Annotated in this window: 13 protein-coding genes; 11 read left to right on the top strand and 2 right to left on the bottom strand. The window is 58.8% G+C overall.

The genetic code is table 11. The features are described 5' to 3' along the window. Positions 1-27 precede the first annotated feature (27 nt). A complete protein-coding gene (locus tag QP363_RS08855) occupies positions 28-1,143 on the top strand; it encodes a Xaa-Pro peptidase family protein (protein ID WP_070730223.1) in 1,116 nt (371 codons plus the stop codon). Then, positions 1,143-1,916, top strand: a complete 774-nt coding sequence (locus tag QP363_RS08860) for an SDR family oxidoreductase (protein WP_070710625.1) — start codon at positions 1,143-1,145, stop codon at positions 1,914-1,916. Before QP363_RS08855 ends, QP363_RS08860 begins: the two co-directional genes overlap by 1 nt. Here QP363_RS08860 and QP363_RS08865 read toward each other — a convergent pair. Further along, the gene (locus QP363_RS08865) at positions 1,913-2,767 is read right to left on the bottom strand and encodes a cobalamin biosynthesis protein (protein ID WP_070710626.1); all 855 of its coding nucleotides are present in this window, start codon (positions 2,765-2,767) and stop codon (positions 1,913-1,915) included. The genes QP363_RS08860 and QP363_RS08865 overlap by 4 nt on opposite strands. 70 nt (positions 2,768-2,837) lie before the next feature. Between QP363_RS08865 and QP363_RS08870 the strand changes: the two genes are divergently transcribed. From QP363_RS08870 to musI, 9 genes are all read left to right on the top strand, one after another. Then, positions 2,838-3,419, top strand: a complete 582-nt coding sequence (locus tag QP363_RS08870) for an FxsA family protein (protein WP_070710627.1) — start codon at positions 2,838-2,840, stop codon at positions 3,417-3,419. Continuing rightward, a complete protein-coding gene (gene lnt / locus QP363_RS08875; protein ID WP_070730215.1) occupies positions 3,419-4,906 on the top strand; it encodes an apolipoprotein N-acyltransferase in 1,488 nt (495 codons plus the stop codon). Before QP363_RS08870 ends, lnt begins: the two co-directional genes overlap by 1 nt. A gap of 28 nt (positions 4,907-4,934) precedes the next feature. Then, on the top strand, positions 4,935-5,810 hold the full coding sequence (locus QP363_RS08880) for a polyprenol monophosphomannose synthase (protein WP_070643588.1): 876 nt from the start codon (positions 4,935-4,937) through the stop codon (positions 5,808-5,810). Positions 5,811-6,015: 205 nt separating this feature from the next. Continuing rightward, positions 6,016-7,146: an ABC transporter ATP-binding protein gene (locus QP363_RS08885; RefSeq protein ID WP_284764075.1), complete on the top strand. Its 1,131-nt coding sequence runs from the start codon at positions 6,016-6,018 to the stop codon at positions 7,144-7,146. Positions 7,147-7,228: 82 nt separating this feature from the next. Beyond that, a complete protein-coding gene (locus QP363_RS08890) occupies positions 7,229-8,473 on the top strand; it encodes a DUF4032 domain-containing protein (RefSeq protein ID WP_284764077.1) in 1,245 nt (414 codons plus the stop codon). Between the two features lie 365 nt (positions 8,474-8,838). Then, a complete protein-coding gene (locus QP363_RS08895; RefSeq protein WP_070511914.1) occupies positions 8,839-10,170 on the top strand; it encodes an ABC transporter substrate-binding protein in 1,332 nt (443 codons plus the stop codon). 188 nt (positions 10,171-10,358) lie between these two features. Continuing rightward, the gene (locus QP363_RS08900; protein ID WP_070511918.1) at positions 10,359-11,204 is read left to right on the top strand and encodes a carbohydrate ABC transporter permease; all 846 of its coding nucleotides are present in this window, start codon (positions 10,359-10,361) and stop codon (positions 11,202-11,204) included. Between the two features lie 3 nt (positions 11,205-11,207). Next, the gene (locus QP363_RS08905) at positions 11,208-12,122 is read left to right on the top strand and encodes a carbohydrate ABC transporter permease (RefSeq protein ID WP_070511921.1); all 915 of its coding nucleotides are present in this window, start codon (positions 11,208-11,210) and stop codon (positions 12,120-12,122) included. Positions 12,123-12,146: 24 nt separating this feature from the next. Further along, positions 12,147-12,788 (top strand): ABC transport system MusEFGK2I component MusI, encoded by a 642-nt coding sequence (musI, locus tag QP363_RS08910; protein WP_284764082.1) that lies wholly within the window; start codon positions 12,147-12,149, stop codon positions 12,786-12,788. A 94-nt stretch (positions 12,789-12,882) separates the two neighbouring features. Here musI and QP363_RS08915 read toward each other — a convergent pair whose 3' ends face one another. Continuing rightward, positions 12,883-13,266 carry an RNA polymerase-binding protein RbpA gene (locus QP363_RS08915; RefSeq protein ID WP_284764083.1) on the bottom strand — a complete coding sequence of 128 codons (384 nt, stop codon included), beginning with the start codon at positions 13,264-13,266 and terminating at the stop codon, positions 12,883-12,885. Positions 13,267-13,334: the final 68 nt, after the last annotated feature.

A 13,334-nucleotide genomic window follows, 5' to 3' on the forward strand; every position in this document is an offset into this window, starting at 1 on the left:
ACGAAGCCGGGCGGTAGGCTAACTGTCATGACTGATTATGCGTCCCGACTGAGCCGCTCCCGCACTATCGCCGCTGCTAAGGGCATCGACATCCTGTTAGTGGGGACAGGTGCCGAATTCGCGTACCTCACCGGTTCGTGGGTTTCCTCCCACGAGCGCCTGACCTGCTTGGTTATCCGCCCCGATGCCGAACCGGTAATCGTCGCCCCCAACACCGACATTGAGTCGCTTCAGGGCGTTGCAGCCCACCTAGTGGGATGGAGCGATGGGCAGGATCCCTATGCGCTGGCTTTGGAAGGCGTGCGCCCCAATACCGTTGCCTTGGGCTCCTCACTGACCGCCGATCACGTATTGCGTTTCCAGTCCGCAATTCGAAGCCAGCTAGATCCGTCCTCGCCGGATGTAACGCACGTGGAATACCTTCTAGCTACTGAGGCACTGGCTGAGCTCTTTAGTCGCAAAGACCCAGACGAGGTGGCGGAGCTACGCGCTGCCGCGGCGGCTATCGATGCCGTGCACGCCGAGGTCCCGCGTCTTTTAGAACCGGGACGCACTGAGGCCGAGGTAGCGTCTGATTTGCGGGAACTCATTTTGCGCGAGCACCGAGAGGTGGACTTCATCATCGTTGGTTCCGGCCCAAACGGGGCGAACCCGCACTACGACTATGGGGACAGAGAACTTGGCGCGGGCGATCCCGTGGTGGTGGATATCGGAGGGACGCTGCCGTCCGGTTATCACTCTGACTGCACCCGCACCTATGTGGTGGGGGCAGCCCCCTCTGCGGCACCCGCCGATTTCCAGGAGGCCTACGCGGTGTTGGAAAAGGCCCAGGCTGCCGGACGAGCTGCCGCACGCCCGGGGGCGAGCGCCCAGGATATTGACCGCGCCACGCGCAAGGTGATCGATGATGCTGGGTGGGGCGAGTATTTCACGCACCGCACCGGGCACGGCATTGGCTTGTCCACGCACGAGGAGCCCTTCATCATGGAGGGAAATGAGCTGGAGCTTTCCCAGTCCATGGCCTTTTCTATTGAGCCGGGTATCTACGTACCGGGTAAGTGGGGCATGCGTCTGGAAGACATCGTGGTGACCACTGAATCCGGGTGTGAGTCCCTGAACCAGGCACCGCGGGGGTTACGCTAATGAGACGCACTGGTGCGCTGTTGATTCTTGGCGGGCGCAGCGATATCGGCGGCGAGCTTGCGCGTCGGCTGTGCGCAGGCCGCCCAGTGGTACTTGCCGCACGGGGTGAGCACGGTATGGAGGAACTCACCACAGAGCTTCTCCGCAGAGGGGCGGTTTCCGTGCACACGCTATCTTTCGACGCTGCGGATGTCTCCTCCCACCGCGCGGTCATCGAACAAGCCTCAGCACTCGCGGGTGAGGACATTACAACAGCAGTCGTCGCCTTCGGAATCCTGGGTGATCAGGAACGCGCCGAGCACGACGAGGCCCACGCCTTCGACATAGCACTGGTGGACTATGCAGCACAGGTATCCATGCTCACCGTGCTCGCTGATGTCATGACCACGGGCCACATCGTGGCCTTTTCGTCCATTGCCGGCTGGCGTGCGCGCAGAGCCAACTATGTCTATGGCTCGACCAAGGCAGGCCTGGATGCTTTCTGCCAGGGTTTGGCGGATCGGCTGCAGGGCAGCGACCTAGCCCTGATCACCGCGCGCCCCGGGTTCGTCATCGGATCCATGACTGAGGGGATGAAACCCGCGCCCTTGTCGGTGACCCCAGACGTCGTGGCACAAGCTGTGGTGAAGGCCATCGAGTCCTCGTCGGGTACCGGGTCCCCGTCGGATTCACGGCCGGTCTCCCGCACGCTATGGATCCCTCGGAGGCTTCAGGTGTTGGCTTGGATCATGAAGCTGGTCCCACGGCCAATCTGGCGGCACATGCCGCGCTAGTGATGCCCGAGGGCGGGAGAGTTGAGGGCGGGAGAGTTAGCGTCAAAGATGAAGCCGCGCGGGGCAAGGACTCGCAAGACGACGTCAGCATCGCCTTCGGGCAAATCGTGGATGACCAAACCCCGCCACGGCGTTACTGAAATCGACGCGTCCAGCTGGGCGATGAGTCCTGCGTACTCCCCAGGCAGCACGCCATCCTGCAGGCCCGCACCCAGATCGACGCGGCCGGGCTCAGTGTGTTCGGTCAGCCAGCCGATGGGCAAGGTCGGCGCGGCAAAGGCAGCACGCGTCGGTGAGGGGAAGCCATCGATGGCTTCAGGGCGCTGAGCAGATAGCTCGAGCACGTAGTCGACGAGCTGAGAAATCGCATCGTCTAGTTCTAGGACCGGACCGGTAACCGCCCCCTCTCGGATGAGGCGCGCGGAGCTGGCGTCCTCGTCTTCTCCAGTGCTAGCACCGGATAGTTGGAGCCCAGCCGCCACACCGTGTGAGATGAGATCGCCCGCGCCACCATCGATACCAAAGACTGCATCCTGGTCGAGAGCGGCGGAGGCTCCTTCAGCTTCGGCCAGGACATCAGCAACGCGCTGCGCCACACGGCGTGCATGAAGGGAGAGGGGAGAGGCCAGCACGTGGGCGTCGGTGGTGGGCAGGGGGACGTCGCCAAGCACCTGCTCATCGCGGATGCCGCGCAGGCTGATGACGCTGTGCTCCTCAAGGTACACATGGCCATCGCCACATTCCCTGGCGGCCTGGCCTAGGGCAAGCCACTGCTCGGGGGTGACAACACCGCCGGCGGGATGGAAGCGCAAGGTATCGGATTCGGGATGCTTCGACTCGGGGAGGGACATGGTAGGTCAGTCTAATCGCTCCGGGAGGGTCTCCAGCGAACCGGCAGGTCCAGCAAGTATGGTGGGCTGCATGCCGTTTCTTCTGTTCATCGCGTACATCCTCCTCGAAACCCTGGCTTTCTGGGCAGTTGCCGAGTGGATTGGTGTGCTGTGGGCGCTGCTCGCTTTGGCGCTGACCATGCTCTTCGGTATGACGATAGCCAGCTGGGAAGTTCGCCGCATGATGGTCAGCCGCATCCGCCAAACCGAAGACGGAGTCTATGTAATGGAGGATCCCACTCCAGGTAAAACAGCCGGCAACGTCGGCCTGACTATGGTGGGCGGAATCCTGCTTTCGCTGCCCGGCTTCGTCTCCACGATCATCGGGGTTCTGCTCATTTTTGCGCCAACGCGTTCCATCATCCGCACGCTTCTTGCTGCGTCGATGTTCCGGAAAATCGAAGACATGGGCGTGCGCGTTTACGAGGCCTCACCCATGGCGCAGCACCGCGACTCCTATGGATCCTTTGGAAACTTCGGTGCGGGCGCTGCCGGCAGCGCCATGGGAAGCAGGGGACAAGCGGACCAAACGCACGAAGTCCTCGATGAAGATGAAATCCGCACATGGACCCAACACGTCAAGCCCGAAGACTTTGAGGACGGAAATAAATAGTGCTCGCTGTGTGTGCCCGGCTTGTCCTCGCAGCTCTTTCGGGCGCGGTCACGTATCTGTCGGTGGAGCCGCGCGGCTGGTGGGCTGCGGGAATCATTGGGGTGGCCATGTTGGTGGCTGCGTTATCTCCTTGGCGAAAGCCCCTGCATTTAGGGTGGGCGGCGCTCATCGCTGTGGTCCATAGCGCTGTCTTGTATCTATTCACCCTGCCGTGGATTGGTGAGCTCGTGGGCAACATGCCCTATATTGCGCTCGCTATCTTCCTGTCCTTGTACAGCATCCTCCTCGGCGTCGGCGGGGCAGCGTTGCTGCGCCTGAATTATGGCTTCGCACTTTTTCCCTTCTTTTATGTGGCGGTGGAAATGCTGCGCTCCTCCGTGCCCTTTGGGGGGTTTGCCTGGGTACGTCTGGCGTGGGGACAGATTGAAGGGCCGCTTGCCAACCTTGCCCCATGGGGTGGGCCTGCGCTCATTAGCTTTGCGGTCGTCTGCGTCGCCGCGGGTGTGGTGGGCCTTACGCGCGCACCACGGTTGGCCTGTGCCTTGCTGGCGGTGCCGCTTCTTGCAGGGCTCATCGCAGCGCAAGGCGTGAATCGACCGAACCACACCACAGGCACGGTCACGGTAGCCGCCGTCCAGGGAAACGTCCCGCGGCTGGGCCTTGACTTTGCAGCGCAACGCCGCGCAGTGTTGGATAACCACGTCCGCGTCACTGAGCAGGCAGCCCAGGATGGCGCTGAGCCAGACATCGTCATTTGGCCTGAGAACTCCTCCGACATCAATCCTTTTGCCAACGAGGACGCACGGGCGCTTATCGACGGCGCCGCCCACGACATCGACGCCCCCATCTTGGTCGGAACTCTCACCCGAGATGAGGTCGGCGCGCGCAATACTATGCAGGTATTCAACCCGGATGGCTCGGTGGGGCAACACCACTACAAGAAGTACTTGCAGCCCTTTGGTGAGACGATGCCGATGCGCGATTTCTTTAGGAAGATCACTGATCTGGTAGACCTAGCGGGCGATATGAAGCCCGGTGACGGGTCAGGCGTGGTGACCATGGCCGGGACTGCAGTGGGCGTTGCTACGTGCTATGAGGTCAGCTTTGACCAGGCGTTCCGAACGGCAATCGATAACGGCGCACAGATTCTCACGACGCCGACAAATAACGCCACGTTCAGTGATTCTGACATGACCTACCAGCAGCTGGCCATGAGCCGCCTGCGCGCGATAGAAGCGGACCGAGCCGTGGTTGTGGCCGCCACATCTGGAGTCTCAGCCATCGTGCACCCCGATGGTTCAGTGAGCCAAGACAGCGGTATCTTTGAACCGGCTTATCTCGAAGAGGAACTTCCGCTGCGAGAAGGGCGTACATTTGCGGTGCGTTATGGTTCGCTCCTGCAGTGGCTCATGACTATTATTGGAACGGTCTGCGCGCTGTTTGCGATCTATTCCACCCGCTTGTCCGGACGACGCAGCGCGTCTTAAAGCAGAAACCTAAAGGAGCAAGGAACTAGTGAGCTCGACCCACGAATCTACTCTGGTCATCATCCCCACCTACAACGAGATTGAGAACCTGCCGCTGATCACCGGCCGCGTGCGCAAGGCCACTCCCGAGGTTCACATCCTGATCGTGGACGATAATTCCCCGGATGGCACCGGAGAGGCCGCAGACAAGCTGGCCGCTGAGGATTCTCACCTGCACGTTCTACACCGTGAAGGCAAGGGTGGCCTTCTTGGCGCTTATATCGCCGGCTTCGAGTGGGGACTGGAGAAGGATTACCAGGTTCTGTGCGAAATGGACGCCGACGGCTCCCACGCGCCGGAGCAGCTCCACCTCTTGCTTGAGGAAATCGAGAAGGGCGCAGATCTGGTCATTGGCTCTCGCTACGTACCGGGCGGAGAGACAGTGAACTGGCCTGCCAACCGCGAGCTGCTTTCCCGCTTGGGCAACAAGTACATTTCGGTTGCCCTGGGTGCCGGAATCAATGACATGACTGCTGGCTACCGTGCTTTCCGGCGCGAGCTGCTTGAACACCTCGACTTTGAAGAGCTCTCCAACGCCGGATACATCTTCCAGGTGGACGTTGCCTTCCGCGCCATCAAGGATGGCTTCGATGTCCGCGAGGTTCCGATCACCTTTACCGAGCGCGAGCTTGGCGAATCCAAGCTGGACGGCTCCTTTGTCAAGGATTCCCTGCTCGAAGTAACCAAGTGGGGCGTGGCTCACCGCTCCGAGCAGATCAGCGATTTCACCTCGGAGGTTTCGAAGATCGGCTCCCGCACGGTCAAGGACCTGGAGCTTGGCCCGAAGGTCAACACGGCAAAGAATGCCGTGGCCGACTTTGTTTCCGAAGTCTCCAACCTGGTGAAAGGCACCCTCAAGCGTTAATTTGATGCTCATGGCGCCTCATACACGCGCGTAAGGAATAAGAACCAGCCCGGAAGCCCGTTATGGTTTCCGGGCTTTTGCCGTAGTTACCAGTGCTAGTGCTAATGTCATAAGTAGCACTGTAGCTGGTGCACAGTGATTTACTTCACTGTTTCTCACACTACGGATCGTTCGGCACGTACCTGTCGATGGAGGAGATTTTGCTATGGCAACCGTAACGTTCAAAGATGCATCCCTGACCTACCCGGGAGCAAAGGAACCCACCGTCAAGAAATTCAACCTGGAAATCGCTGATGGCGAGTTCCTCGTCCTCGTCGGTCCTTCCGGCTGTGGTAAATCCACCACACTGCGCATGCTGGCCGGTTTGGAAAACGTTACTGACGGTGCCATTTACATCGGAGACAAGGACGTCACCCACGTTGCACCGCGTGACCGTGACATCGCCATGGTTTTCCAAAACTATGCTCTCTACCCACACATGACCGTGCGCGAGAACATGGGCTTCGCACTGAAGATCGCCGGCAAGTCCCAAGACGAGATCAATAAGCGCGTCGACGAAGCAGCCGCTACCTTGGGCCTGACCGAATTCTTGGAGCGCAAGCCGAAGGCCCTGTCCGGTGGTCAGCGCCAGCGTGTGGCCATGGGCCGCGCCATTGTTCGTAACCCGCAGGTCTTCCTCATGGATGAGCCGCTGTCTAACCTCGATGCCAAGCTGCGTGTTCAGACGCGTACCCAGATTGCAGCCCTGCAGCGCAAGCTTGGAGTTACCACCGTCTACGTCACCCACGACCAGACGGAGGCCTTGACCATGGGTGACCGTATCGCGGTGCTGAAGGATGGCTACCTGCAGCAGGTTGGCGCGCCCCGCGAGCTTTATGACCGCCCCGCCAACGTCTTCGTCGCGGGCTTCATCGGCTCCCCAGCCATGAACTTGGGCACCTTCTCAGTCAAGGATGGTGACGCCACCTCTGGCCACGCTCGCATCAAGCTTTCCCCGGAAACCCTTGCCGCGATGACGCCCGAGGATAATGACCGCATCACCATCGGTTTCCGCCCGGAGGCACTGGAGATCATTCCGGAGGGCGAGTCCACAGATCTTTCCATCCCGATCAAGCTCGACTTCGTGGAGGAACTTGGTTCTGATTCCTTCCTCTACGGCAAGTTGGTGGGCGAGGGCGACCTTGGATCCTCAAGCGAGGACGTCCCCGAGTCCGGCCAAATCGTCGTCCGCGCTGCGCCGAACACCGCGCCGGCTCCGGGCAGCATTTTCCACGCGCGCATCGTGGAGGGTGGCCAGCACAACTTCTCGGCGTCGACCGGCAAGCGCCTTCCTTAAGCCCCCGTGCCGGCTGCCCCGCGGCACGTAATGAATAGGACAGTTTCAGCCATAGTCAGCAGAAAAGGTGGAGTGATTCACCATGAAAGAGTCCATGAGCATCACCTCGTCGACGTACGCGTCGGCACTGCTGACGCTGCCCTGGGACACACCCTTAGAGCAGTGGCCCGATGCTCTCATCGCCGCATTGCCCAGGGGTATTTCCCGGCATATCGTGCGGTTCGTGGGGATCAACCGTGGCATCGTCGCGGTCAAAGAAATTGGTGCGCGTACCGCCCACCACGAGTACAAGATGCTGCGTGAACTGCAGCGCCTTGGCGCCCCTAGTGTGCGCCCCGTAGCCGTGATCACCGGCCGCCATCCGGCAGAGGAAGACTACGGGGAACTCACCGCAGCTTTGGTAACCGAGCACTTGGAGTTCTCCCTGCCCTATCGCGAGATCTTCTCTCGGCACCTCACGGTCGTGGAAGCGGAGAAGCTCATCCGCGCCCTGTCCGTGCTGTTGGTGCGGATGCATCTGCTCAACTTCTACTGGGGCGATGTGTCACTGTCCAACACTCTCTTTCGGCGCGATGCTGAGACCTATTCCGCCTATCTTGTCGATGCCGAGACGGGCGAGTTCCAACCCAACCTCTCCGAATCACGCAGGCTTTACGACGTCGACATTGCCCGCGTCAACATCATCGGCGAACTCATGGACCTACAGGCGGGTGAATGCTTGGATGGGTCTATCGATGTCATTGCACTAGGCAGCCTTGTCGAGAGTTCCTATCTTGAGCTGTGGACAGAACTCACCGCTGAGGAGGCCGTGGATGCCAGTGAGTACTGGCGCGTCTCCGAGAGAATCGACCGCCTCAACCAACTGGGCTTTGATGTAGGGGAGCTCAAGGTAACCAAGGACGATTCTCGGCAGATAGTGCGAATCCGGCCCGTAGTGGTGGATCCGGGTCACTATCGTGGAGAGCTGTTGAGCTTAACTGGACTCAGCGTCGAAGAGCATCAAGCCCAACGCCTTCTGGGCTCCATCCAGGCCTACCAGGCCGTGGAATGTGGGCCTCACGTCGGCCTTACCCAGGCCGCGCACTTGTGGATGACGCATGAGTATGAGCCGACTATCGCTGCCGTGCCCGAAGAGATGCTAGACAAGCTTGAGCCGGCACAAATCTTCCACGAGATAGTCGATCACCGTTGGTTCCTCGCCCAGGAAAGGGGAGAGGCCGTCACGCTCGCGGAGGCCACGGCATCCTATCTGGCGTCTGTACTACCAGCCCGCCGTGCTGAGGCCCGGCTCCTCAACACGCCCCCGGCAGACGAAGACTTGTCATAACCTCTCGCGTGTCCCAACAACGCCCGCAATCTCAAATCCAACCAGACTTTTTCAACTGCTTTTTATATGTTTTTGTAAGTTTTAAGCCCGATTGCCCCATAAATGGGGAGGGTTTCCATGCCTGAATATGGATATGGTCACAATCGGGTGTTTTATGTCCGAATTCTTTTGAATATGTGGAATACCTCACTAAGATGGAGGGCAGGCTAACCAGTTCATAGTCGGACTGCGATCCGCTATGAAGCACTTGGTGGCGCTGGGAAGAAGCCTTCGTTACGGGAGGTCTCCCAGACACAACCGAATACGAGCCGGGTATCTATCCTCGGCCCACCATCCCGCTTTTCATCAAGAAAGATGAGGACCTCATGAAGCGTCTTACTCGCATCGCATCCATCAGCATGGCATCCATGCTCGCCGCCGCAAGTCTCGTCGCGTGCTCAGGCTCCACCGACGAGGAAGGCGATGTTTACTTCCTGAACTTCAAGCCTGAACAGGACGCGGCATACCAGGAAATCGCAAAGGCCTACACTGAAGAAACCGGTGTCAAGGTCAAGGTCGTTACCGCCGCCTCCGGCTCTTATGAGCAGACCCTCAAGGCGGAAATCGGTAAGGATGAAGCCCCGACTCTCTTCCAGGTCAACGGACCTGCTGGCTTCATCACCTGGCAAGACTACATGGCGGATATGTCGGACACTGAGGTAGCTAAGCAGCTCACCGACGACATCCCACCGCTAACCACCGAGGACGGAGAGGTACGCGGCGTCCCGTTCGCCGTCGAAGGCTTCGGCATCATCTACAACGACGAGATCTTCGACAAGTACATCGCCACCTCCGGCGCGAAGATCAAGTCCACGGATGAAATCAAGAGCTACCAAAAGCTCAAGGAAGTCGCCGAGGATATGCAGGCAAAGAAGGACGAGCTCGGTATCGAGGGCGCCTTCGCCTCCACCTCACTGACCTCCGGTGAAGACTGGCGTTGGCAGACCCACTTGGCTAACGCTCCGATCTGGCAGGAGTACCAGGACAAGAACGTCGAGGACACCAACGATATCGAGTTCTCCTACAACAAGGAGTACAAGAATCTCTTCGACCTCTACCTTGATAACTCCACCGTAGAAAAGTCTCTTGCACCTTCTAAGACGGTGTCTGATTCCATGGCTGAGTTTGCGCAGGGTAAGGCCGCCATGGTTCAGAACGGTAACTGGGCATGGTCCCAGATTTCCGAGACCTCTGGCAACGTGGTCAAGGAAGACAAGATCAAGTTCTTGCCCATGTACATGGGTCTGCCAGACGAAGAAAAGTACGGCATCAACGTCGGCACCGAGAACTACTTGGGCGTGAACTCTGAGGCCTCTGAGGTCGACCAGCAAGCCACTAAGGACTTCGTGGATTGGCTGTTTACCTCTGATGCTGGCAAGGAGCACGTGGTGAAGGACCTGGGCTTCATCGCACCGTTCGAAAGCTACACCGCTGAAGACACCCCGAATGATCCCCTTGCTGAGCAGGTCGCGGAAGCTATCGCTAACGAGGATCTGACCACCTACCCGTGGAATTTCCAGTACTTCCCGTCGCAGCAATTCAAGGATGACTTCGGCCAGGCCTTGTCGCAATACGCCTCCGGAACGCTGAAGTGGGAGGACGTCGTCAAGCAGTTCAAGGACAACTGGGCTGCTGAGAAGGAATCCAACTGGGGCTAAATCTTTAAAGTCCCAATCCCCTCGCCAAACGTCTTCCGGCAATGGAGGGCGGGGAGGGGAGTAGGTGGGGATTGTGGCCCACGCCGGTAGCACGTGCGCGACTGGTTCTCCGCATCCTCAGCCTCCTCTCCTCGCCGCCTTCCCGCTAGGACACGTGTGGCACCACCAGAAATTAAGGTTTCACCACCATGCAAGCAACGCTGAAGAAGTACTTCCCAGTCTTTGTCTTGCCCACCCTTCTGGCATTCATGATTGCCTTCTTGGTGCCGTTCATCGTGGGTTTCTTCCTTTCCTTTACGAAGTTCACCACCATCACCAACGCCAAGTGGGTTGGCATCGACAACTACGCCAAAGCTTTCTCCCAACGCGAAGGTTTCGTTTCAGCCTTCGGTTTCACTGTCCTCGTGGTCATTGTCTCCGTGATCACCGTCAATGTCTTCGCCTTCCTCCTGGCGTGGATGCTGACCCGCAAACTTCGCGGTACCAATTTTTTCCGCACAGTCTTCTTCATGCCGAACCTCATCGGCGGCATCGTGCTGGGTTATACCTGGCAGACCATGATCAACGCCGTGCTCTCGCACTATTCCACAACGATTAGTGCGGACTGGAAGTTTGGCTACGCCGGCCTCATCATGCTGCTTAACTGGCAGCTGATCGGCTACATGATGATCATTTATATCGCCGGCCTCCAGAACGTCCCGCCCGAGCTCATCGAGGCTGCCGAGCTCGACGGTGTCAATAAGTGGGAGATGCTGCGCCACGTCACTATTCCGATGGTCATGCCGTCGATTACCATCTGCCTCTTCTTGACTTTGTCGAACTCCTTCAAGCTCTTCGACCAGAACTTGGCGCTGACCAACGGCGCTCCTGGCGGGCAAACTGAGATGGTGGCGCTCAACATCGTCAACACGCTCTTTAACCGTATGAATGTCGAGGGGGTCGGCCAGGCCAAGGCTGTCATCTTCGTCGTCGTTGTGGTCGTCATCGCTTACTTCCAGCTGCGCGCGACCCGCTCCAAGGAAATCGAGGCTTAAGTTATGACTACCAGCACTTCAGCGCAGGCCGTTCCGGCCTCGAAGAAGAAGGATCACCAGCTTCCCTTGGATAATAAGACTCGGATGTCTGGTGGCGCCAAGTTCGTGGTCTACGCCATTCTGGTGTTCTTCACCATCGTCTTCCTTGGGCCGATCCTCTTCATCTTCATCAACTCCTTTAAGTCCAAGTTCGCTATCTCCTCCGATCCTTTCTCGCTTCCCATCGGTGAAACGTGGGTCGGCTTCGAGAACTTCATGGTGGGCTTGACCAAGCAGGGATTCTTGGAAGCGACCTTGTGGTCCTTCATCATCACGATCCTGTCCGTCATCGTCATCGTGTTCTTCTCCGCGATGACCGCCTACTACATCACGCGCGTCAAGACGTGGTGGACAAACCTTCTGTACTACCTCTTCGTGGTCTCCATGATCATCCCCTTCCAGATGGTCATGTTCCCGACGGTCAAGATTGCAGACATGCTTCACCTCAACAACCCGATCGGTATCGTGGTGCTTTACCTCGGTTTCGGTTCCGGTCTGTCGGTGTTCATGTTTGCGGGCTTCGTCAAGTCCATCCCTCTGGATGTCGAGGAAGCCGCGATGATCGACGGTTGTGGGCCGATCCAAAACTACTTCCGTGTGGTGTGGCCCATGCTCAAGCCGACTGCCATTACCGTGGCCATTCTCAACGCCATGTGGGTGTGGAACGACTACCTGCTGCCGTACTTGGTCATCGGTCTGTCCACGCGATACAAGACCATCCCGGTGGTCATCCAGTCCTTCGTTGGCTCCAACGGTAACCGCGATATGGGTGCCATGATGGCCATGCTGGTACTGGCCATCATCCCCATCGTCATCTTCTACTTCTCCACGCAGAAGCACATCATCGAAGGTGTGGCTGCCGGTGCCGTGAAGGGTTAAACCGGTGCGATAGGTTAGAAAACCATGAATCGCATGCTCGGCCCCGAATCGAAGTTCTACGCTGCTCTGAGCCTCTTCGCTGACCTAGTCATCGTGAATGTTCTCTTGGTGATCACGTGCTTTCCCGTGTTCACCGGGGGAATGTCCTTGCGCACCGCCCATGCGGTGACCGGGCAGATGGTCCGGGAGGAAGGTTCTCGCCGCGGCTCAGCCTTCGTTCGGGGCCTTCTGACGCGTCCCGGGGTCAACACCGCATGGTGGTTGATTTGCCTCGCCGTCGCCGCCTTAGCCGCGTATGAATTCGCCATTATTGCCAAGGCAGATCTGGGTTCAATGGGCCTGATACTGCGTGCAGCCTTGATCTCGGGGCTTATCGTATTGGGCTGTGTCAGCGTGTGGTTCTTCCACCTCGATCGCCCGGGACTGAGTTTTAGGCAACGAAGCACGGCCGCCATCACGAAGGCGGTAGCGCACCTACCGCGTACTCTATTGGCGGTATGCCCGGCGGCACTTTTGGTACTATTCCCGTTCTTTTTCCCGGCGCAGTGGGGAGGCTATGTGTTCTTCCTCGCAGTACTGGGCCCGGCCCTGGCGGTCTATCTCGCGGAGCTTGCTCTGCAGTGGCCGGAGCTTAACGCAGCAACGCTTAACGACACCAGCGCATAGCGTGTTAGGGCCCTATAACGACAAATAGGGTAGTGGTTTCCACTTGCGTGGAACCACTACCCTTAGACCGTTCAACAGGCCCGCGACAGGCTTTTTAACCGTCGTTTTCTTCCTGTTCCTTCTGCTCTTTGAGCAGACGGGCAGCCGCGCGGCGGCGCGAGCGCAGGTTTTCGATGCGCTCAGTCAGCAATTCATCGAGCTCCTCAATGGAGCGGCGCTCGCGCAGCATGTCCCAGTGGGTCCGCGGCGGCTTCACCGGCTTGGACTCTACGCCCTCGCCCTCAACAAGGGTGCCGAGCTTACCGTTCTTGCACATCCACTCCTCAGGGATTTCCGCGTCATCGGCGAAGGGCACCTCGTAGATGTCGCCATCATCGGTGCGGTATTTCACCATCTGGCGCGGGGCCAAGTCGTGGTCGCGGTCGGTTTCGTAGCTCACTGCACCCATGCGGCTGCCACGGAGTACGCGATCTGCCATGCAACATCATCCTTTTCAAGCGTTGAGGGAAGGGATCTGGGTCGACCTATATCACCCAAAGTTCTATC

Origin of the sequence: Corynebacterium sp. UMB6689, from assembly GCF_030215295.1 — a bacterium.
In the GTDB taxonomy this organism is placed as follows: Bacteria; Actinomycetota; Actinomycetes; order Mycobacteriales; family Mycobacteriaceae; genus Corynebacterium; species Corynebacterium aurimucosum.

What these genes read in the sequence shown, in the direction of transcription:
- QP363_RS08855 (WP_070730223.1), top strand. Translation starts at nt 28, where the DNA reads ATGACTGATTATGCGTCCCGACTGAGCCGCTCCCGCACTATCGCCGCT.
- QP363_RS08860 (WP_070710625.1), top strand. Translation starts at nt 1,143, where the DNA reads ATGAGACGCACTGGTGCGCTGTTGATTCTTGGCGGGCGCAGCGATATC.
- QP363_RS08865 (WP_070710626.1), bottom strand. Translation starts at nt 2,767, where the DNA reads ATGTCCCTCCCCGAGTCGAAGCATCCCGAATCCGATACCTTGCGCTTC.
- QP363_RS08870 (WP_070710627.1), top strand. Translation starts at nt 2,838, where the DNA reads ATGCCGTTTCTTCTGTTCATCGCGTACATCCTCCTCGAAACCCTGGCT.
- QP363_RS08885 (WP_284764075.1), top strand. Translation starts at nt 6,016, where the DNA reads ATGGCAACCGTAACGTTCAAAGATGCATCCCTGACCTACCCGGGAGCA.
- QP363_RS08890 (WP_284764077.1), top strand. Translation starts at nt 7,229, where the DNA reads ATGAAAGAGTCCATGAGCATCACCTCGTCGACGTACGCGTCGGCACTG.
- QP363_RS08895 (WP_070511914.1), top strand. Translation starts at nt 8,839, where the DNA reads ATGAAGCGTCTTACTCGCATCGCATCCATCAGCATGGCATCCATGCTC.
- QP363_RS08900 (WP_070511918.1), top strand. Translation starts at nt 10,359, where the DNA reads ATGCAAGCAACGCTGAAGAAGTACTTCCCAGTCTTTGTCTTGCCCACC.
- QP363_RS08905 (WP_070511921.1), top strand. Translation starts at nt 11,208, where the DNA reads ATGACTACCAGCACTTCAGCGCAGGCCGTTCCGGCCTCGAAGAAGAAG.
- musI (WP_284764082.1), top strand. Translation starts at nt 12,147, where the DNA reads ATGAATCGCATGCTCGGCCCCGAATCGAAGTTCTACGCTGCTCTGAGC.
- QP363_RS08915 (WP_284764083.1), bottom strand. Translation starts at nt 13,266, where the DNA reads ATGGCAGATCGCGTACTCCGTGGCAGCCGCATGGGTGCAGTGAGCTAC.